Here is a 20,731-nt window from a genome sequence, read left to right as displayed (position 1 = left end):
CCCTTTTAGGCCGGCTTGAACTTTTTATTTTTCCATCCATTCGGTATGGAACGTTCCTTCTTTATCGATGCGTTGATAAGTATGAGCTCCAAAATAATCACGTTGAGCTTGTATCAGGTTAGCTGGCAGCGTTTCAGTGCGATAGCTGTCGAAATAGGCAAGTGCTGATGATAAGCAAGGAACCGGAATACCGTTCATCACAGCCGTTGACACGACCTCACGTAAAGCTCCTTGATAGCTTTCGACGATCCCTTGGAAGTATGGATCTAGAAGAAGGTTGTTCAAGTTTGCTTCACGATCGTACGCTTCCTTGATTTTTTGGAGGAATTGTGCACGAATGATGCAGCCGCCACGGAAAATCATCGCGATTTCCCCATATTGCAGGTTCCAGCCATTTTCTTCTGATGCTGCTTTCATTTGTGCGAATCCTTGTGCATATGAACAGATTTTGCTCATATAAAGTGCTTTACGGATATTTTCAATCAAAGCCTTTTTGTCGCCTGTAAATGATTCGGCTTTTGGACCACGAAGGATTTTACTCGCTTCGACACGCTCGTCCTTGATTGCTGAAATAAACCGGGCAAACACGGATTCCGTAATGATTGGAAGCGGAACACCAAGATCAAGCGCACTTTGACTTGTCCATTTCCCTGTACCTTTTTGGCCAGCTTTATCTAAAATGACATCGACCATCGGCTTGCCGGTTTCTTCATCATATTTTTTGAAAATATCAGCAGTTATTTCAATTAAATAGCTATCAAGTTCCCCTTCATTCCATTCAGTAAAGACTTCATGGAATTCTTCAGCAGATAGTCCAAGGAGATTTTTCAGAAGGAAATAAGATTCGGAAATCAATTGCATGTCTCCGTATTCAATACCATTATGTACCATTTTAACATAATGACCTGCGCCATCCGGTCCGATATACGTACAGCAAGGATCACCATCGACCTTAGCTGAAATATCCTTCAAGATCGGTGCAACAAGTTCATATGCTTCTTTTTGACCGCCAGGCATGATGGATGGACCTGTTAGAGCTCCTTCTTCCCCTCCTGAGACGCCTGTACCGATGAAATGGATGCCAAGCTTGCTTAATTCCTCATTGCGGCGCTGAGTGTCCTTGAAGAAGGTATTCCCTCCATCAATAACGATATCACCTTTTTCAAGTAACGGTTTTAATTGCTCGATCGTTGCATCTGTTGCCGCTCCGGCTTTAACCATCAATAAAATTTTGCGTGGCGTTTCCAAAGAATTGACGAATTCTTCAAGTGTATAAGCGGGTGTTACGTTTTTGCCTTCCGCTTCCTTCATCATTTCGTCCGTTTTTGACCCTGACCGATTATACACGGAAATGGAATATCCCCTGCTTTCAATATTAAATGCAAGGTTCTTACCCATTACGGCTAGTCCGATAACGCCAATCTGCTGTTTTGTCATGCTTCATCTTTCCCTTCTCTATATCTTTACACAGCTTGTACGCTATTCTTTGTCAAATGAAGGATCATTCCTTCTGGATTGCCCAAAGAAATCTTTGCTGAAGCTAGTGTCTGTTCCAATTGAACGGTTTTTCAAGGGTAATCCCTTTTTAATAATATTTTCTCCGTACTTATTTTGCAAGTTTTCCATCGCTTCATACAGAGGTTCTTTTTCTGCATCCTCTTGAAAGGAGAAAATATCCAGTTGCTTGAAAGCCGACTCTTTTTCGATGACATCATAGGCCGTGACACCAAGAAGCCTGATTCCTTCCCCATTCCAATTTTTCATAAAGAGATCGATGGCTCCATCCAAAATATCCTTCTTTTCAAAAAATGGATTAGGGACCGTCCTGCTTCTCGTTATTGTGCGGCGGTCTTTGTAACGGATTGTCACACCTATTTTTTGACCAAGCAGGCGTTTATTCCTCAAACGGACGGCTACCTTCCCGGAAAGCTTATCCAATACACTTATCAGTTCTTTTTGATTGGTGGAGTCATGCGGAAGAGTTGTCGAGTTCCCAATGCTCTTATGCTCAAAAATCGCTTCGGGATCCACTGCCCTTGGGTCGATTCCATTAGCCCTATCTTTCAAACGGATGCCATTGATCCCTAGAAGCTGTTTAAGTTGACTATCATTGGCGTGTGCAAGGTCCCTGATCGTCATGATCCCGATAGTTTGAAGCTTTTCCGAGGTCTTATCCCCGATGCCATGCATTTGGCCCACTTGTAAAGGCCAGAGTTTTTCCGAAATGTCTCGTTTCCTTAACACGGTGATTCCCATGGGCTTCTTCATATCGGAAGCAGTTTTGGCCAAAAATTTATTAGGGGCAATCCCGATGCTGCAAGGGAGATCCATCGTATTAAAAATTCTTTCTTGAATGCTATTGGCTATATTTAAAGGCGAACCCAATTCGGCGCATTCACTAATATCCAGATACCCCTCATCTATCGAAACCGGTTCAACCATCTCTGTATATTGCCTTAAAACATCAAAAATAGCCAGTGATGCCTTTCGATAGCGCTCGAAATTTGGTTTCTGAATCACTAATTGAGGACATAGTTTTTTCGCCTGCCAAATCGGCATGGTCGTTTTAACCCCGAACTTCCTCGCCTCATAGCTGCAGGTGACGATTATGCCCCTTCTTTCTTCAACATTGCCTGCAATGGCAAGCGGTTTGCCTTTTAATGAAGCATCATATGACATTTCCACTGAAGCATAGAAACTATTCATGTCTACATGGAGAATGACCCTGCCATTTTTGGGATACATGTCCTTCATGTTTGACCGTCACATCCTTGTAAAATAAAAAAATACCGAATAATAGGCCCAATAAAAAACCACTTCTATTAAGGTACCCCTATTTATCTTTGGTAACCACGTTGAAAGATGCTTCCACTCCAAGAAAAACAGCCATCATGTTATTGATGACTGTACATATATTCCATCGACAATAGTTTGATGGAGGATATCGTCTTTACCGTAATCCACCATTGACCATCATAGCGCGGCTGATTTACCTGTTTACAGGAAACCCCGGCAACAGGCCTCAATCAGCAAGGCATATTCATCGTCCTCTTCACGAATTACGACAGCCGTTTTCGATTTACCCAGGAAACTCTCCTCCATCTCCCTGTCCTATTTAGGGTGATTATTCCCCTGTTACTTCTTTGATGATAGTGACAACCATTTCAGCTAGCTTCGTTAATTCCTCAACTGGGATTCTTTCATTCGTAGTATGGATATCTTCATAGCCCACCGCGAGATTGACAGTAGGGATGCCAAAGCCTGCAATGACATTCGCATCGCTTCCTCCGCCGCTTTTGACCAGCTCGCAAGGACGGCCGATTTTCTCTGCTGCCTTTCTTGCGATTTCGACTACATGATCGCCAGCACCATATTTAAAGCCAGGATACATGACGTTAACTTCAACTTCAGCACGTCCGCCCATTTCAATGGCTGCCGTCTCGAATGCCTCTTTCATTTTCGCTACCTGTATTTCCATTTTTTCAGGAATCAAGGATCTTGCTTCTGCAAGGATTTCAACATGGTCACAAACAATATTGGTTTGCTGCCCCCCCTGGAAACGTCCGATATTGGCAGTCGTTTCCTCGTCGATTCTTCCTAATGGCATTCTAGAGATTGCTTTTGCAGCGATCGTAATGGCCGAAACGCCTTTCTCAGGAGCGACACCAGCGTGAGCAGTCTTGCCTAAAATGGTTGCAGATACTTTCGCCTGGGTAGGTGCAGCAACAACCACATTGCCCACTTTTCCATCACTATCAAGTGCAAAACCGAATTTAGCCGTTACAAGGGAGCGATCCAATGCCTTTGCCCCTACCAAGCCAGATTCTTCACCGACCGTAATGATGAATTCGATTGTACCATGTTCGATATTCTGTTCTTTCAACACTTTAAGCGTTTCTAACATGACCGCTAATCCAGCTTTGTCATCCGCACCTAAAATGGTCGTTCCGTCTGACACTATGTATCCATCTTTGATGGAAGGCTTGATTCCATTACCTGGTACAACCGTATCCATATGGGAGGTGAAATAAATGGTATCTACGCCTTCTTTATTTCCTTTTAAAGTACATATTAAATTCCCTGCACCATGGCCGGTAACTGCTGTTGTATCATCTTCAAAAACCTCTACACCCAGTGCCCCGAATTTTTCTTTCAGCACTTTGGCGATGGCTGCTTCATTTTTCGTTTCGGAATCAATCTGCACCAATTCCATAAATTCATTAACTAAACGTTGTTCATTAATCATAAAATAAAACCTCCAAAAAAGTTTTCCTCTTTAATTATACTGCTAAAAGCGGCGCCCCGGCAAATAATGTGATAAGGAAGACCCCACAATGGCTTGCTGTTCATTTCCCTGCCAAAAGGTCAACGATGGCATATTAATGGTAATCTTTTAAATGATATCTACCCCAGTATGGAAAAGAGCCCAAAACAGATCGTTTGGGCTCCTTGCAACGTTGGATCACAACGGGATATTCCCGTGTTTTTTCCATGGTCTAGTTTCTTTCTTGTTGCGAAGCATATCAAGAGATTGAATGATCTTAATTCTGGTTTCACGGGGATCAATAACATCATCCACCATTCCAAGACTTGCGGCAACATATGGATTGGCGAACTTCTCACGGTATTCTTCAATTTTTGCTGCACGTGTCGCTTCCGGATCTTGGCTATTTTGAATTTCACGGGCAAAAATGATATTTGCCGCTCCAGCAGAACCCATTACCGCGATTTCAGCATTCGGCCATGCAAACGTAAGATCCGCACCGATGGATTTACTATTAAGAGCCACGTAAGCTCCTCCATATGCTTTACGCAGAATGATTGTCAATTTTGGTACAGTTGCTTCCGAATAAGCATATAGCAGCTTTGCACCGTGGCGAATGATCCCGCCATGTTCTTGTTTAACGCCCGGGAAAAACCCTGAAACGTCTTCAAACGTGATTAGCGGAATATTGAACGAGTCACAGAAACGAATAAAACGGGCAGCCTTATCAGATGAATCAATATCAAGTCCCCCAGCCAGCACCTTTGGCTGGTTACAGACAAGCCCCACTGATTTCCCTTTGATACGGGCCAAGCCGACCACTATGTTTTTCGCAAAGCCCTCTTGAACTTCCATAAAGGAACCCTCATCGACAACCTGTTCCAATACTTTCCGGACATCATATGGACGGATCCCTTCATAAGGGACTACATCCGTTAAGTCCGGACGGTAGTCATCTCCATCGTCGGCTTCCAAAACCGGCGGCTTCTCTTCATTATTTTGTGGAAGATAACTCAGGAGACGTCTAACGTCTTCCAATACTTGCTCCTCAGATGCTCCCTTGAAGTGGGCATTACCGCTTATTGTATTATGTACCGTCGCCCCACCCAATCCTTCAGAGGAAATCTTTTCCCCTGTAACCGTTTCAATGACTTTAGGACCTGTTATGAACATTTGGCTCGTTTTTTCAACCATGAAGACAAAGTCGGTTATGGCTGGGGAATATACGGCTCCACCTGCACAAGGTCCCATAATGACAGAAATCTGTGGAATGACCCCTGAATAAATGGAATTCCGGTAAAAGATTTGGCCATACCCGTCAAGAGAAACCACGCCTTCTTGAATACGTGCCCCACCAGAATCGTTCAAACCTATGAAAGGGGCTCCATTTTCCGCCGCCAAATCCATAACATTGGCAATTTTCAGAGCATGCATTTCACCGAGTGCTCCGCCAAAAACAGTGAAATCCTGTGAAAACAGATAAATGTCACGGCCGTTGACCTTTCCGTAGCCAGTGACAACCCCTTCTCCCGGCCCCTCTTCCTTTTCCATGCCGAAATTGGTATTACGATGTTTGATAAAAGGATTAAGCTCTATGAAAGTACCCGGATCAACTAAAAGTTCAATTCTTTCCCTTGCAGTCAGTTTTCCCTTTTCATGCTGCTTATCGATTCTTTCTTCACCGCCGCCCATTTCCACTTTGCGGCGTCTGTCATATAGGTCATTGATCGTATCGTATATGTCTGTCATTTCTGCTCCTCCTTTGATAATGCTTGTTCACAAAGCTCATATAATACACCCGCGGTAGACTTGGGATGAATGAAAGCAACATCCGCATTGTGCGCGCCCTTTCTTGATGAATCATCAATCATGCGCAATCCAGATTCTTTGATTTCTTTTATTCTCTCTTCGATGTCATCGACGCCAAGTGCCACATGATGAATCCCTTCACCGCGTTTTTCGATGAATTTGGCGATTGGGCTTGCCGGTGACAACGCTTCCAACAACTCCAAACGGGTATTGCCTGCCAGGATGAAGGCCACTTTCACTCCTTGGCTCCCCACTGTCTCGATTCCTTCAAGTTTCAATTTCAATGTTTCCGTGTAAAGTGGCAAGGCTTCCTCCAGTGACTTGACGGCAATACCTATATGATCGATATTTTTAATCATCATAAAAAACCCCCATGCTATGTATTATTGGATGACTCCATTGAAATACTACTATTCTTGCATTAAAGCCTTTCAAGATTCGGAATAATATGAACATTATACTTTTACTTGTTTCTACTAAATGTTCAAGTTAAAATAAAATCAATTAAACTGTTTTAAGGGAGAGAGCATATGGGAAACAAGAAAATCAGAAAAATCGTCGTGTATTTAATGCTTATCTCAATGTTATTAACGAGCTTATTATCAGGTATCGCATTTCTTTTGTAATAGAAACCGTAATTGGGAGGGGAGCAAAGCTTCCCTCTCTTTATTTTATCGCTCCATTTTTCTTTGCCAACGTTTTGAAATCCTCGTTCGATATGGTGATCATCACTTTAGTGCCGATGGGGACTTTTTCGTACAAACGCTCTACATCGGATTTAAGCATCCGTACACAGCCATTTGAAATGTATTTACCAATTGATGATGGCTGATTCGTACCAAGAATCCCGTAAATCCTCCCATCGGTATTTCGTGCATCGAATCCAATCCACCGCGACCCCAGAGGGTTCCTGGGATCGCCGCCAGGGATATTTTTTTTGCGGTAATATGGATTGACTGCTTTTACTTTGACCGTGAAAATCCCTTCGGGTGTAAGTTCCTGGCTCTTTCCCGTACCGACTGGCAGAATCTCCTTGACCTCGTTATCATCAATGAACGCCAATTTATTGTTAGCTTTATTGATGATGATGAACGGATCGCCAGGCATAACCGATTGAGGTTGGGCTTGTACCTGCAATGGCCACAAAGGTAGCATGAGCAACAAAGAAAGGATCCATTTCATTTGTATCAATTCCTTCACTTTTTTGCTTAGTTTAAGCCAAGTGCCTCTTTTTCATTCGGTTGCTATTCAGCTTGGGCAGTCCCTTGAAGGAATGCTTCAACAATAAATAACGCTCCATCTCCTTCATGAGCTGCAGTAATGCTGCCCTGGATTCGAACTCTTCCCTAGTCTGCGGCAGTGCCATTCCCCTAAAATGAATCTCCATTTCTTCAAGCTTCTTCAGATAAAGGATGGCCGTATTTTGTGGGTGGACGTTTTCTGCCAAATCTTCTATAAAATCTGCCACTATCCCGCTTTGCTTGACGACCAGTGGAATATTCGTGACCAAGGGCAGAATTCGTTCAATTATTTCAAATTGCTTTTCACGCATTTTGAAATAATGGTAATACAGGTCTTCTTCCCTTAAAAAATGATTTTCCACGTCCCTGAAGGCAAGGCTTTTGGCTTGATTAAGAAGATTGGCTGTTTCGGTGATTTCCTTACCATCCCATGTGTGATCATTATCCCTTAAATAGCGGACAATCCCCATCAAGATCGCACTGAAGTTCGTTTCGATGCTTTCCTGGTAGGCCAGCAGTTTGTCATCGACACTGGGCATGTACAGATTCATGACAAGCGCAACTCCAACTCCAACCGCGATTAATATCGTTTCATTGATCAGCAGGGAAAAAGTGATGTCACCCGCCCCGTATAGGTGCATGATGATGACGCTGCTCGTCACGATCCCCTCATTAATCTTCAAGGCAACAGTCGTTGGAATGAAAATCAAGAGGATCAAACCTATTATCAGCGGATGGAATGCAATGAAATGAAAGAATAGGGATGCATAGGCCATTGCGATCAAACAAGCTAAAAACCGGTGCCAGGAGGCATACACCGACTTCTTTTTTGTAACTTGAATGCATAAGATCGCAATGATTCCCGCAGCAGAGAAATATTCGAGATTAAGCATTTGTGCAATAATAATTGCCAGGGTGGCCCCCAAAGCGGTTTTAATCGTCCTGTATCCGATTTTAAACATTGTTATGTATCACCTGGCTCTTTCTCTATCTATTATAATACTATCAGGAAATCAGATATTTTCACAGTCCTTTGCGAGTTAAATTTCCAATTTTTCTAAATACAATCACGCAAAAATACATTATAGGAAAAAAATAAAAAAGGTAACCTAAACGTTACCTTTTTTCACAATTATATACTATTGCCTTTAGCTTATAAAACTTTTTCCAAGAAGTCTTTTGCACGCTGGCTTTTCGGATTGGAAAAGAATTCTTCCGGAGCACTTTCCTCAACGAGCAGGCCCCCGTCCAGGAATAGTACACGATCTGCCACTTCTCTGGCAAATCCCATTTCATGCGTTACGATCAGCATGGTCATCCCCGTATGTGCCAGTGACTTCATAACCTCGAGCACTTCTTTTACCATCTCGGGATCAAGCGCCGATGTCGGCTCATCGAAAAGGATTACTTCAGGGTTCATTGCCAATGCCCGAGCAATCGCGACCCTTTGTTTTTGCCCGCCTGACAGACGATTTGGATAAGTCGATTCTTTATCGGACAAACCGACTTTGGTCAAGAGCTCACGAGCTTGTTTTATAGCCTCGGCCTTTGATAGTTTTTTCACCTTCATAGGTGCATATGTCAGATTCTCCAGTACGGTTTTATGCGGAAATAAATGAAAATGCTGAAACACCATTCCGACATTCTCACGCACTTTCATGATATTGGTCTTTTTCTCAGTGATGATTTGATCTTTAAACCTGATTTGACCATCAGTTGGAGTTTCAAGCATATTGATGCAGCGTAAGAAAGTTGATTTTCCCGAACCGGATGGGCCGATGATCGCTAACACTTCACCCTGCCCTATCTCGGTGCTGATTCCTTTCAATACCTCGAGCTTACCATAATTTTTTTTGAGTCCATCAATTTTAATCACTGCGTCTCATTCTCCTTTCAATCACTTTGCCTAAGATGGTGAGAACCATGACCATCACATAATAAATGAGGCCGGCAAATAATATCGGCTCGAAGAATTTATATGTCTCACCGCCGACAATATAAGAACGGCGCATGATATCCCCTAATCCAATAATTGTGACAACGGCTGATTCCTTCGTTAAGGAAATCAATTCGTTCACAAGCGATGGCAGGATATTCTTGATGGCCTGCGGAAGGATAATATTAAGCATCATCCCTGAATAGGGAATCCCAAGTGCAAGCGAAGCCTCTCGTTGGCCTTTATCGACAGCTAAAATGCCTCCCCTGATAATTTCAGAGATGTATGCCGCTGAATTTAGCCCGAATGCTAAAAATGCTGCTTGGAACGCTTCGATTTGAATCCCTAATATTTGTGGTGAACCAAAATAAATCAGCATTAATTGCAACACCAAAGGTGTACCGCGAAAAATGGATGTATAAAAGTCAGCAATCCAATTTAAGGGCTTGATTCTGCTGATTTTAAGTATAGATAGTAATATCCCCAAAACAAATCCGATTACTGCCGCTACCGCTACAACCTTTAATGTAGTCGGTATCCCCTCCAGGATATATGGAAGGGAAGGTATAATCCTTTCAAATTCCAGATTCACTCCATTCATCCTCTCTTATGAAGGCCTTTATCTTAGGTCCTTCTTCCTGCTTCATTTTATTAACAATAAAGCGCGGAAAAACGTTCAGAAGGCATACTAAATCTCTTCTGAACGTTTTTCATCTTTCTGCATTATTCAGTTTCACTGCCACCGAACCATTTTAATATTAATTTTTCCATTTCACCATTTTCCATCATTTTTTTCAACTCGGCATTGAATTCTTCCGTTAACTTGCTTCCTTTTTGGAAAGCGATTGCCGAACCGGCATCTTGTTCACCGGACTCGATCAAATGCCCAACCAATTCTTTATTATCTTTCAAGTAGCCTTTTGCCACAGTATCTTCCATGATCACTGCATCAAAACGCCCTGTTGACATTTCTTGAACAACCTCAGGAATACGATTCCGTTTTTCAATTTTCATCCCGATATCCTGGGATTTATTCAAGTCATTTGCCAATGTTTCCTGAATGGATGCAAGCTGTACGCCTACGGTTTTCCCTTTTAAATCTTCAACAGTTTTGATTTTACTGTCCTTTGTCGTGATGATCATGTTTTTAGCTGTATAGTAAATATCACTGAAGTCGACTGATTGCTCACGTTTTTCTGTTGGAGTCATTCCAGAGATAACGAAATCGACCGATTTATTTTCCAGAGCAGGCACCAGACTATTAAAGTCAATGTCCTTCACTTGAACTTCATAACCTAATTTTTTTCCGATTGCTTTAGCGATATCGATGTCAAATCCTTTGATTTCCTCACTTTTAGATGTTTCAACAAATTCAAATGGCGGATAATCCGCAGATGTTCCCATTACCAAGACCTTTTTTTCTTCTGTACCAGCTGTGTCCTTATCTTCTTTCCCGGATGTTCCGCATGCTGCTAAAATACCTACTAATAAAACAGAAGTAAGCAACAATGCTAACTGCTTTTTCAACTTCATTATTATTCCTCCAAAATGATATTTTCAATTCTCTTGTTCTTGAATTTGGTTTAGTTAAAATTTGAATAACTAATATTCATACACTAATGTGTATTTTAACACACTCTTATAATTATTCAATAACGTAAATAATAGATTTATTTTTCAGAATATTGCTATAACTTTATTTCTAATTTTCGCACTTTAAGTTCCAAAGGGAATATATCGGCATCCTTATCTATCTTCTTTCCTAAATGCCCCTGACTTATGCAAAATCAGGAATAAAAAAACCGCCGGATAGGCGGTTTTTTTTTGCTATGGCTATGGGCTTACACTTCTTCGCAATATTGATCGAAGTAGTCTTGTAATTTTTCCACTACAGACATCGGGTGGTGCCCTTCAATTTCATGACGCTCTATCATGGTGATGATTTTTCCATCCTTCAGCAATGCGAATGATGGGGATGACGGCGGATACCCTTCGAAATAATCACGGGCTTTCTCCGTAGCCGCTTTATCTTGCCCGGCAAAAACGGTTACAAGCTGATCTGGACGTTTATCATTATGGATTGCATGAGCAGCTGCAGGTCTAGCAATTCCCCCAGCGCAGCCACAAACGGAGTTCACCATAACAAGTGTCGTTCCTTTTTGTGCGAATACTTCCTCTACTTCCTCGGGAGTAGTCAATTCTGTATATCCAGCAGTCTTTATCTCATCGCGAGCTTGTTTGACTACGTCATTCATTAAAAAATTAAAATCCATATTCATGGCATTTGCTCCTTCCAAGTTTTCTCTTCCATCCTATCATAACAATTGCCACTTCGTGATTCAATAAATTTACCTGTTAAAACCGCATAAACAGATTCGAATAAAAAAAAGCGAGAATCATTTGTGAAACAACAAGACTTACAAAAAGATAGGGCATCCTAGGAGACATTCCACGCTGCCCCATCCTATTTCTTTTTTAATTTGATTTAAGTGTTTCTGTAAAAGTTTCAAAGGCCTGCTTAACAGCAGCCGTGACCGTTTTATTCCCTGACATTACTTGATTCTCGAGTATGGGGAGAAGACCTTTGACGGTTTCATTTTTATAAAACATCGTTTTAAGCTGGTGATCAATCAATGAATAAAGCCATTCCTTCGATTGCATTCTTCTCCGTTCTTGAAAAACACCCGATTCCTTGGTCATATCGGAAAATTCATTCAATACATCCCAAAGCTCAGGGATTCCTTTACCGGTTATGGCAGAACAAGCATATGCCTTTCCTGCCCATCCCTTTGTTGCTGGCTGAAGGAAGTGCAAGATTCTGCTATATTCGGACTTCGTCCTAATCGCCAGAGGAATGTTCTCTCCATCGGCTTTATTGACCACAATTCCGTCCACAAGTTCCAGAATCCCTTTTTTCATCCCCTGTAATTCATCTCCGGCACCTGTTAGGACAAGGAGCATGAAGAAGTCGACCATACTACGGACGATAGCTTCACTCTGACCGACCCCGACAGTTTCTATCAGTATCACATCAAATCCTGCCGCTTCACAAAGCAACATCGTTTCCCTCGTTTTGCGGTGAACCCCGCCAAGAGTGCCTTCGGATGGTGAGGGTCTTATGAAGGCATGGGGGTTTCTTGCCAGTTCCTCCATCCTTGTCTTATCACCTAGTATGCTTCCGCCATTGATCGAAGAGCTTGGGTCGACGGCTAGAACGGCAACCTTATGGCCCCTGTCACATAAATACGTTCCGAACGTTTCGATAAAGGTACTTTTTCCGGCACCGGGCACTCCGGAAATCCCTATGCGAATCGAGTTCCCTGTATGAGGAAGGATGGCATGCAATAATTGCTGTGCATGATCCAAGTGGTGGGATGCATTGCTTTCAACCAATGTAATCCCTTTAGCTAGCTTGGCCCTGTCCCCTTTTATGATTCCCTCTTTAAGTTCATGGACCGGTATATTTGCATTATGTTTTTTGACGAATTTGCTTTTTGAAGGCATGTTTTGGCTGGCTGCTAATTCCACACCTGGCTTTAATGAAGAAGCAAAACCTTCCTGATTGTTAAGATCGACCCATTCCGGCTTCTTGTCTTCACTCATTATTGGGCCACTTCCTCATATCCGAGGCGATTGTATATTTCCTGAAGCACTTTCTTCGCTGCCTGTGGAATGACCGTACCAGGACCAAAAATCGCTGTAGCCCCATTTTCCATTAGGTAATCATAATCCTGCGCAGGAATGACGCCGCCAACAATTACTATAATGTCCTCACGTCCCAAGTTCTTCAGTTCCGTCATAAGCTGCGGCAACAAAGTTTTATGGCCTGCAGCAAGCGAACTCATTCCGACTACATGCACATCATTTTCCACGGCCTGGATGGCGGTTTCTTTCGGTGTTTGGAATAATGGACCGATATCGACATCATAGCCTAAATCCGCAAATCCCGTTCCTACTACTTTAGCTCCACGATCATGACCGTCCTGACCCATTTTAGCCATTAACAAACGCGGTCTTCTTCCTTCATTCTCCAGGAACTCTTCCGTCATGCGGACGACTTCCTCAATTTCCGTTTCTTTTGAGTATGCCGAGCTATATACACCGCTGATTGAACGGATCGTTGCTTTGTGTCGTCCAGCCACCTCTTCAATTGCATCGGATATTTCACCTAATGAAGCCCGTACTCTTGCAGCTTGCACAGCCAGTTCAAGAAGGTTGCCTTCGCCAGTTCTGGCTGCCATGGATAACGCTTGAAGAGCTTCATCCACCTTTGCCTGATCACGTTTCGCTTTTAATTCGCTCAAACGCTTAAGCTGACTTTCGCGAACTACCGTATTATCAATCTCCAATATTTCAATAGGATCTTCTTTTTTCAACCGATACTTATTGACGCCCACGATCGTTTCAACTTGAGAATCGATTTTAGCCTGACGCTTTGCAGCTGCTTCCTCGATCCTCATTTTCGGAAGGCCGGTTTCAATAGCCTTCGCCATTCCACCCAGACCTTCGATTTCTTCTATGTGAGCCCAAGCCCGTTCGATTAATTCATTAGTGAGCGATTCTACGTAGTAAGAACCCGCCCATGGATCGATTACTTTTGTGATCCCGGTTTCCTCCTGCAGATATAGCTGTGTGTTACGGGCAATACGTGCCGAGAAATCAGTTGGCAAGGCAATGGCCTCATCCAATGCGTTCGTATGGAGGGACTGTGTATGCCCAAGTGCAGCCGCATGCGCTTCAATAAGGGTCCTTGCGACATTATTAAACGGATCCTGCTCGGAGAGGCTCCAGCCGGAGGTTTGGGAATGCGTCCTCAATGCCATCGCTTTGTTATTTTTCGGTTCGAATTGTTTCATCAGTTTTGACCAAATGAAACGAGCTGCCCTCATTTTCGCAACTTCCATGAAATAATTCATTCCTACAGCCCAGAAGAATGAAAGGCGTGGTGCAAATTTATCGATATCAATACCTGCTTTCATTCCGGTACGTGCATACTCAAGCCCATCCGCCAACGTATAGGCAAGTTCGATATCAGCCGGCGCCCCCGCTTCCTGCAAATGATAGCCGGAGATTGAAATGGAATTGAACTTGGGCATATATTTGGATGTATACTCAAATATGTCAGCTATGATTTTCATGGACATTTCAGGTGGGTAGATATACGTATTCCGAACCATGTATTCCTTTAAGATGTCATTTTGAATCGTTCCTGAAAGCTTATCCTGTGTTACGCCTTGTTCTTCAGCTGTCACGATATAAAATGCAAGGATGGGTAATACAGCACCGTTCATCGTCATTGACACGGACATCTGATCAAGCGGAATGCCGTCGAACAGGATTTTCATGTCAAGAATGGAATCAATGGCAACTCCCGCCTTCCCTACATCACCGACAACGCGTGGATGATCGGAGTCATAACCGCGGTGTGTAGCTAAATCAAAAGCAACTGAGAGCCCTTTTTGCCCCATCGCCAGATTACGCCTGTAAAACGCATTAGATTCCTCAGCAGTCGAAAAACCTGCATACTGACGTACCGTCCAAGGACGATTGACATACATGGAAGGATAGGGCCCTCTTGTAAATGGAGCGATGCCTGGCACACTTTCCATATGCTCCAAATCGCGATTATCTTCCTCAACATAAAGCGGTTTGATTTTTATTTGTTCATTGGTTTCAAACAGAAGGTCCTCCATGTTTTTCCCAACTGCTTTTTCGGCTTCCTTTTTCCATGTTTCCACCGTACCTTTAATCTCAGACTTAGCAGGATTTATAGCAGAAAAATTCGGTCTTTTCATTTCAGTTCACCCCTAGCTTCTGCAATAATTCCGATAAAATGGATATTGCATTCGTTTTAACATGGATAAAATCTTTGACTCCTGCTTCACTTAGTGAAATCTCTAATTCTTCTTTTTGCTTGCCGGCACAATAAATAGTGATTTCAGGAAATTGCTTTTTAATTTCTTTAATGATGACTGGCGCTATTTCCGAGTAGTCAGCATCACTGCCGCAAACACAATAGATAGGGAGCTTGGTCCCAGCTACATAATCGACTGCTTCCTCAATGGTTTGACACCCCTTACTGCCGATTGTTTCAATACCACCTGCCGCAGCAAGACTTGTTACGAAATCTGCACGTGGTTTATAGGATTTAAGATTTTTCAAATTAATCAAACCAATAGTGGGAGACGTTCCACTTATTTCTATATACTTCTCACTTCGTAGTCTTATTTGTTCGAACTGAATGGATACCCGATCCAAGTCAAGCGGGGTAATGCCAACCGGCTTTTCCACTTTCATATATGACACATGGTCATTCCGTTTCGGGATTTTAATCTTATCAGCGGGATTTGGATAAACGTTCGTTCCGATGATACTTTCTTTTCTGAAAGCCGCATTTTGGATTCTTCCTTGGTAAACCTCAGCTATTTCTTTCTGAAGGGTGCCTTGTTTAATTAGCTCAAGAATCCCTCCAGCTGCATCAATTTCAAGGAACTTTGCCCAAGCCTTTTCAGCCAATTCATCCGTTAGTTGCTCAACATACCATGAACCGCCAGCAGGATCGACCACTGTTGTGATATTTGTTTCTTCCTTTAAAATCAAGTGAGTGTTACGGGCGATTCTTTCTGAAAAATCATCGGTTTCACCAGTCGCGTGTGTGAATGGATGAATTTGAAGATATTGAATGCCTCCAATAGCTGCAGCGAAAGCTTGGTTTGTGGTCCGAAGAATATTGACGTGCTGATCATAAAGCGTTTCTGTCAACTCGGAAGTAACCGCATGTATGGCCATTTTAAAATGGTCCGATGCCGTCTCGAAAGCTTCTGCAAGTCCTGCCCAAAGCCTTCTGGCAGCCCGCAGTTTAGCGATGGACATGAAGTAATTTGAATCCAAAGCAAAAGAGAATACGATCTTTTCGGAAACCGCTGCTATAGAAAGACCTTGTTTTTGCCCTTCCAATAGATATTGGACGGCTGCCGATAATCCGTAAGCTAATTCTTGTACGGCACTAGCTCCCCCATTATGGTAGACTGCCGTATTAATCAAAACTGTTTTTAAATCCCTGCCTACATCCTGATAATCTTGGATCGTCATCAGCCAGTCCGCAAAATAGTTATCCGTATCTTCTGGCAGCTGACCGCTAATGAGCCATTCTGCAATGGGATCTTCAGCAATAACGCCTGTCAATTGGGTATTTTGTGCTTCGGCAATAGCCTTGAATTGAGGGAATGCTTCTTTTTGTTTCCCCTTAAGGTCAATGAAAACCGGAATTTCTTTTAATGGGATATCCTTAAACAACTTTTCAGCCCTTGCGCCCTCGGCAAGCAATCGTGCAGGGTATGCCACGACATTTTGACCGCGCTTGAATGAAGCTTTCATCTTTTCATTTGCTTCTTCAGCCGTGATACCGCTTACAGGTTGAACGACAAGCCAAGGCTTTTCGTGATATCCCGTTGGCGACGTTCCTCGGGTGAAAGGGGAAAATCCTGGTAATTCTGCTGCTTTTTCCGCTGAATCCGCCTTTTCTGTATAGAGCGGATATAAAGTGATGCCCTCATATGTATTCGTTTTTAATTTTTCTACACTTTTCCCTTTTAAACTTGCTTCCGCAGCTTCTTTCCACTCTTCAAAAGAAGGCTTAGGAAAGGTAATGTTTTTTACATCTTTCAGTTCCATCTGTAATCGCTTTCTTATCTTCTGCCGCATCATACGCCTGTCCTTTCTTTGGGAGAACGAACGCTCAGTCAGTTTTGGATAAGAAAACCACCCTCCCGTCAATTTGATCTGGACTATACTAACATTCTACCATAATTTTCTTGAAATTTAAGACAATAGATCTGTTGGTAGGAAAACCACTAGCCTATTTCGCCTTTTTAAATCAAGTACAGCTCCTGATCTGTATTAGAACAGCTCTTACTAAAATAATAGCAAAAAAAAATTTTTTGTCGATGTTTTTCTATGGAAAAGAGAAATGACAGAGTCTAAACTTTGGCGATTGACTTCGGCATACAGTGCTCACCAAATCAAAAAGCAAGGCGAAATCGAGTGCCTGCATTCACGTGCAAATCACACCAATCAAAAAAACTGTAGGCAAACCCGATTTTCATCGGGTTTGCCTACAGTCTGAAGGAATACCCTTCCGGCCTTCCTTTTCTTCATTTTAGTATATGGAAGTGTTCTCTTTGGAAATCTTTTCGATGATTTCTTTAACCCTTGCAAGGAATCGTCCGCATACCAGTCCGTCCAAAACTCGATGATCAAGTGATAAACAGAGATTCACCATATCTCGTACTGCAATCATGTCATTTATGACCACTGGACGTTTTACGATCGTTTCAACTTGTAAAATGGCCGCCTGTGGATGATTGATGATTCCCATGGATTGGACAGAACCGAATGAGCCAGTGTTATTAACAGTGAACGTACCACCTTGCATATCCTCTGCTTTTAACTTACCCGTCTTCACTTTGGATGCAAGTTCCTGTATCTCCCTTGCTATACCTTTGATTGATTTTTCATCGGCATTTTTAATGACCGGTACAAATAAGGCATCTTCGGTTGCAACCGCTATTGATATATTGATTTCTTTTTTTTGTATGATTTTTTCGCCTGCCCACATCGAATTGAGCTCTGGAAATTCCGTTAGGGCTTGGGCAACCGCTTTGACGAAAAAGGCAAAGTACGTTAAATTATAGCCTTCTTTTTGTTTAAACTCGGATTTAAGATTATCACGCAACTTCACCATATTGCTTGCATCGACTTCCACCATCGTCCAAGCATGCGGAATTTCGTGCTTACTTTTCAACATATTGGACGCAATTGCCTTACGGATGCCGGTAACAGGTATTTCCTTGTCCCCAGCCGCAGTCGGCACGTTAGGTACCGGACTGGTTTGACGTTTAACTTGAGGGGCGATCTCAACAGGAGCCGAATCGGATATTGCGGGAGGCTCATCCGCCTTAGGAAGATTCCCTGATTCAACAAGTTTCAGTAAATCTTTACGGGTGATCCGTCCCTCATTCCCCGTTCCTTTAACTTTTGAAAGATCGATTCCATGCTCCTGGGAAAGTTTTAACACAGCTGGCGAATAGCGGGCTTTCCTTGATGTTTCTGCAGAAGCTTGCTGCACATCTCTTGTAACAGGTACATCAACATTTTCCTCATTTTGAGAAACTTGCCCAGCATGTCCGTTATCCGTCTTTGCCGCTTCAACTTCAATCGAGCAAATGACTTCCCCGACTGCCAATGTTTGATTCTCATCCGCTTTCAATTCCTTGATGATGCCGGTGAAGGAAGAAGGAACCTCAGCATTTACTTTATCCGTCATCACTTCAGCTAGCGGGTCGTATTTCGTGACATGATCCCCAGGCTTCACAAGCCATTTACTGATGGTTCCCTCTGTGACACTTTCGCCTAGTTGAGGCATCTTCATTAATTCCATAGCCATAATTCGTTCCTCCTTCTTAACAGTCATTAATACTCGGCCAATTCCCTCATTGCTTTTTCCACTTTATCAGGATTCACCATAAATTGTTTTTCCATCGTAGGCGCATATGGCATGGCAGGTACATCAGGTCCGGCCAATCGTTTTACAGGGGCATCCAAATCAAAAAGACAATGCTCGGCAATGATGGCTGCGACCTCACTCATGATGCTTCCTTCTTTATTATCTTCCGTAACCAGTAATACTTTCCCCGTTTTAGAAGCTGCTTCTATGATAGCATCCTTATCCAACGGATAGACCGTACGCAAGTCAAGAACATGTGCAGAAATTCCATCTGCAGCTAATTTTTCCGCTGCCTGCAGGGCAAAATGCACACAAAGGCCATAAGAGATGACAGTAATGTCTTCCCCTTCCCTTTTTACGTCTGCCTTACCGATGGGAAGAACATAATCTTCAGTCGGTACTTCACCCTTGATCAAGCGGTATGCGCGTTTATGTTCAAAGAAAAGCACTGGGTCTTCATCACGAATGGCAGCTTTAAGCAAACCCTTTACATCATACGGAGTGGAGGGCATCACAATTTTCAAGCCCGGCTGATTGGCAAAGATCGCTTCAACCGATTGTGAATGATAAAGAGCTCCATGAATCCCTCCTCCATACGGAGCACGGATTACCATGGGACAGCTCCAGTCATTATTAGAACGGTATCTAATTTTGGCTGCCTCTGAAACAATTTGGTTAATGGCAGGCATAATGAAATCAGCAAATTGCATCTCAGCTATCGGGCGAAGTCCATACATGGCGGCCCCGATTCCCACTCCTGCAATTGCAGATTCAGCGAGCGGTGTATCGATGACCCTGGCTTCACCGAATTGGTCGTATAAACCATTAGTGGCTTTAAAGACCCCACCTTTTTTTCCTACATCCTCTCCCAATACGAATACACGGGAATCACGTTCCATCTCTTCCCTCATTGCCATTGTCACGGCATCTATATAAGAAATCACTGGCATTCTATTACCCCCTTACTTTTGTGCATACACATGATTCATAGCACTTTCAGCCTTCGGATATGGAGCATTTTCAGCATAATCGGTTGCTTCATTGACTATCTTCATGACTTCATCATTCATTTGTTTCTCAAGGTCATCATCCATGATTCCCACTGCTTTTAAATACGCTCCAAATGTCAATATGGAATCCTTCGTTTTGGCTTCGGCCACTTCGTCCGCAGTCCGGTAGCTTCGGTCATCATCATCACTTGAATGAGGCGTAAGCCTATATGAAACGGTTTCTACAAGTGTAGGGCCTTCTCCCCTTCGTGCACGGTCAGCCGCTTCTTTCACCGCTGCATACACCTCCAATGGATCATTGCCATCCACCGTTATTCCAGGCATCCCATAGCCAATCGCCCTGTCGGAAACATTTTCACACGAAAGCTGTTTCTCAATAGGAACGGAAATCGCATATTTATTATTTTCACACATGAAAATGACCGGTAACTTATGCACACCTGCAAAGTTGGCCCCTTCATGAAAATCGCCCTGATTGGATGAACCTTCCCCAAACGTTACGAATGTCACCAAATCCTTACCTTCCATCTTCCCTGCAAGGGCGATTCCAACAGCATGCGGGACCTGTGTCGTTACAGGCGATGAACCAGTGACGATCCTATTTTCCTTTTGACCAAAATGACCAGGCATTTGGCGCCCGCCTGAATTGGGATCTTCCTCTTTCGCGAAACCTGAAAGCATCAAGTCCTTTGCCGTCATTCCGAAAGTAAGTACCACACCGACATCCCGATAATAAGGCAGTACATAATCCTTCTGCCGATCAAGGGCAAATGCAGCCCCAACCTGTGCAGCTTCCTGCCCCTGGCAGGAAATCACGAAGGGAATTTTCCCGGATCGGTTTAAAAGCCACATGCGCTCATCAATTCTGCGTGACAAAAGCATTGTCCGGTACATATCTAAAACCGTTTCCTCATTTAAGCCTAATTGTTCATGACGTTTTTCTACCATCATAAAACCTCCTGACCT

18 protein-coding genes are annotated in these 20,731 nt (G+C 43.1%); 1 reads left to right on the top strand and 17 read right to left on the bottom strand.

Translation table 11 applies throughout. The features are described from left to right. Nucleotides 1–24: 24 nt before the first annotated feature. The 5 genes from gndA to mce all read right to left on the bottom strand — a co-directional run bounded on the left by gndA (nucleotide 25) and on the right by mce (nucleotide 6,435). Complete coding sequence (gndA, locus tag ACQKNS_RS14330) at nucleotides 25–1,437, bottom strand: NADP-dependent phosphogluconate dehydrogenase (RefSeq protein WP_427643741.1); 1,413 nt, start codon at nucleotides 1,435–1,437, stop codon at nucleotides 25–27. Between the two features lie 42 nt (nucleotides 1,438–1,479). After that, nucleotides 1,480–2,754 (bottom strand): DNA polymerase IV, encoded by a 1,275-nt coding sequence (locus ACQKNS_RS14325; RefSeq protein ID WP_427643739.1) that lies wholly within the window; start codon nucleotides 2,752–2,754, stop codon nucleotides 1,480–1,482. A gap of 370 nt (nucleotides 2,755–3,124) precedes the next feature. Continuing rightward, nucleotides 3,125–4,246, bottom strand: coding sequence for a tripeptidase T (locus tag ACQKNS_RS14320; RefSeq protein WP_427643737.1), 1,122 nt, complete (start codon nucleotides 4,244–4,246; stop codon nucleotides 3,125–3,127). Between the two features lie 216 nt (nucleotides 4,247–4,462). Further along, entirely contained in the window at nucleotides 4,463–6,013 is a 1,551-nt protein-coding gene (locus ACQKNS_RS14315) for an acyl-CoA carboxylase subunit beta (RefSeq protein WP_427643735.1), read from the bottom strand. Then, nucleotides 6,010–6,435, bottom strand: a complete 426-nt coding sequence (gene mce, locus ACQKNS_RS14310; RefSeq protein ID WP_427643733.1) for a methylmalonyl-CoA epimerase — start codon at nucleotides 6,433–6,435, stop codon at nucleotides 6,010–6,012. Before mce ends, ACQKNS_RS14315 begins: the two co-directional genes overlap by 4 nt. 168 nt (nucleotides 6,436–6,603) lie before the next feature. Here mce and prli42 point away from each other — a divergent pair, with 168 nt between their 5' ends. After that, nucleotides 6,604–6,699, top strand: coding sequence for a stressosome-associated protein Prli42 (prli42, locus tag ACQKNS_RS14305; protein WP_155726463.1), 96 nt, complete (start codon nucleotides 6,604–6,606; stop codon nucleotides 6,697–6,699). 40 nt (nucleotides 6,700–6,739) lie between these two features. Here prli42 and ACQKNS_RS14300 read toward each other — a convergent pair whose 3' ends face one another. The 12 genes from ACQKNS_RS14300 to ACQKNS_RS14245 all read right to left on the bottom strand — a co-directional run bounded on the left by ACQKNS_RS14300 (nucleotide 6,740) and on the right by ACQKNS_RS14245 (nucleotide 20,713). Then, complete coding sequence (locus ACQKNS_RS14300) at nucleotides 6,740–7,255, bottom strand: L,D-transpeptidase (protein WP_427643731.1); 516 nt, start codon at nucleotides 7,253–7,255, stop codon at nucleotides 6,740–6,742. Nucleotides 7,256–7,286: 31 nt separating this feature from the next. Next, a complete protein-coding gene (locus ACQKNS_RS14295) occupies nucleotides 7,287–8,276 on the bottom strand; it encodes an aromatic acid exporter family protein (protein ID WP_144549734.1) in 990 nt (329 codons plus the stop codon). Nucleotides 8,277–8,467: 191 nt separating this feature from the next. Then, entirely contained in the window at nucleotides 8,468–9,190 is a 723-nt protein-coding gene (locus ACQKNS_RS14290) for an amino acid ABC transporter ATP-binding protein (protein WP_427643729.1), read from the bottom strand. Then, nucleotides 9,183–9,842 (bottom strand): amino acid ABC transporter permease, encoded by a 660-nt coding sequence (locus ACQKNS_RS14285; protein ID WP_427643727.1) that lies wholly within the window; start codon nucleotides 9,840–9,842, stop codon nucleotides 9,183–9,185. The genes ACQKNS_RS14290 and ACQKNS_RS14285 overlap by 8 nt, the downstream gene beginning before the upstream one ends. 131 nt (nucleotides 9,843–9,973) lie before the next feature. After that, nucleotides 9,974–10,777 (bottom strand): transporter substrate-binding domain-containing protein, encoded by an 804-nt coding sequence (locus ACQKNS_RS14280; RefSeq protein WP_427644220.1) that lies wholly within the window; start codon nucleotides 10,775–10,777, stop codon nucleotides 9,974–9,976. A 314-nt stretch (nucleotides 10,778–11,091) separates the two neighbouring features. Beyond that, nucleotides 11,092–11,529 (bottom strand): BrxA/BrxB family bacilliredoxin, encoded by a 438-nt coding sequence (locus tag ACQKNS_RS14275; RefSeq protein ID WP_061144385.1) that lies wholly within the window; start codon nucleotides 11,527–11,529, stop codon nucleotides 11,092–11,094. Nucleotides 11,530–11,725: 196 nt separating this feature from the next. Further along, complete coding sequence (meaB, locus tag ACQKNS_RS14270; protein ID WP_427643725.1) at nucleotides 11,726–12,853, bottom strand: methylmalonyl Co-A mutase-associated GTPase MeaB; 1,128 nt, start codon at nucleotides 12,851–12,853, stop codon at nucleotides 11,726–11,728. Next, nucleotides 12,853–15,045, bottom strand: coding sequence for a methylmalonyl-CoA mutase (scpA, locus tag ACQKNS_RS14265; protein ID WP_427643723.1), 2,193 nt, complete (start codon nucleotides 15,043–15,045; stop codon nucleotides 12,853–12,855). The genes meaB and scpA overlap by 1 nt, the downstream gene beginning before the upstream one ends. A gap of 1 nt (nucleotide 15,046) precedes the next feature. Next, nucleotides 15,047–16,954 (bottom strand): methylmalonyl-CoA mutase family protein, encoded by a 1,908-nt coding sequence (locus ACQKNS_RS14260; protein WP_427643721.1) that lies wholly within the window; start codon nucleotides 16,952–16,954, stop codon nucleotides 15,047–15,049. A 454-nt stretch (nucleotides 16,955–17,408) separates the two neighbouring features. Then, on the bottom strand, nucleotides 17,409–18,695 hold the full coding sequence (locus tag ACQKNS_RS14255; RefSeq protein ID WP_427643719.1) for a dihydrolipoamide acetyltransferase family protein: 1,287 nt from the start codon (nucleotides 18,693–18,695) through the stop codon (nucleotides 17,409–17,411). Between the two features lie 26 nt (nucleotides 18,696–18,721). Beyond that, nucleotides 18,722–19,705 carry an alpha-ketoacid dehydrogenase subunit beta gene (locus ACQKNS_RS14250; RefSeq protein ID WP_101222514.1) on the bottom strand — a complete coding sequence of 328 codons (984 nt, stop codon included), beginning with the start codon at nucleotides 19,703–19,705 and terminating at the stop codon, nucleotides 18,722–18,724. Between the two features lie 12 nt (nucleotides 19,706–19,717). Further along, the gene (locus ACQKNS_RS14245; protein WP_427643718.1) at nucleotides 19,718–20,713 is read right to left on the bottom strand and encodes a thiamine pyrophosphate-dependent dehydrogenase E1 component subunit alpha; all 996 of its coding nucleotides are present in this window, start codon (nucleotides 20,711–20,713) and stop codon (nucleotides 19,718–19,720) included. Nucleotides 20,714–20,731 lie beyond the last annotated feature (18 nt).

The sequence above is a fragment of the Peribacillus sp. NPDC094092 genome, assembly GCF_050279365.1.
Classification (GTDB): Bacteria; Bacillota; Bacilli; order Bacillales; family DSM-1321; genus Peribacillus.
This window is presented reverse-complemented; position numbering and strand designations above follow the sequence as displayed.

Bases quoted from the DNA above. Each gene is read 5' to 3' on its own strand.
- ACQKNS_RS14320 (WP_427643737.1), bottom strand. From the start codon at position 4,246: ATGATTAATGAACAACGTTTAGTTAATGAATTTATGGAATTGGTGCAG.
- gndA (WP_427643741.1), bottom strand. From the start codon at position 1,437: ATGACAAAACAGCAGATTGGCGTTATCGGACTAGCCGTAATGGGTAAG.
- mce (WP_427643733.1), bottom strand. From the start codon at position 6,435: ATGATGATTAAAAATATCGATCATATAGGTATTGCCGTCAAGTCACTG.
- ACQKNS_RS14295 (WP_144549734.1), bottom strand. From the start codon at position 8,276: ATGTTTAAAATCGGATACAGGACGATTAAAACCGCTTTGGGGGCCACC.
- ACQKNS_RS14250 (WP_101222514.1), bottom strand. From the start codon at position 19,705: ATGCCAGTGATTTCTTATATAGATGCCGTGACAATGGCAATGAGGGAA.
- ACQKNS_RS14255 (WP_427643719.1), bottom strand. From the start codon at position 18,695: ATGGCTATGGAATTAATGAAGATGCCTCAACTAGGCGAAAGTGTCACA.
- ACQKNS_RS14315 (WP_427643735.1), bottom strand. From the start codon at position 6,013: ATGACAGACATATACGATACGATCAATGACCTATATGACAGACGCCGC.
- ACQKNS_RS14300 (WP_427643731.1), bottom strand. From the start codon at position 7,255: ATGAAATGGATCCTTTCTTTGTTGCTCATGCTACCTTTGTGGCCATTG.
- ACQKNS_RS14245 (WP_427643718.1), bottom strand. From the start codon at position 20,713: ATGGTAGAAAAACGTCATGAACAATTAGGCTTAAATGAGGAAACGGTT.
- ACQKNS_RS14325 (WP_427643739.1), bottom strand. From the start codon at position 2,754: ATGAAGGACATGTATCCCAAAAATGGCAGGGTCATTCTCCATGTAGAC.
- ACQKNS_RS14275 (WP_061144385.1), bottom strand. From the start codon at position 11,529: ATGAATATGGATTTTAATTTTTTAATGAATGACGTAGTCAAACAAGCT.
- ACQKNS_RS14260 (WP_427643721.1), bottom strand. From the start codon at position 16,954: ATGCGGCAGAAGATAAGAAAGCGATTACAGATGGAACTGAAAGATGTA.
- scpA (WP_427643723.1), bottom strand. From the start codon at position 15,045: ATGAAAAGACCGAATTTTTCTGCTATAAATCCTGCTAAGTCTGAGATT.
- meaB (WP_427643725.1), bottom strand. From the start codon at position 12,853: ATGAGTGAAGACAAGAAGCCGGAATGGGTCGATCTTAACAATCAGGAA.
- prli42 (WP_155726463.1), top strand. From the start codon at position 6,604: ATGGGAAACAAGAAAATCAGAAAAATCGTCGTGTATTTAATGCTTATC.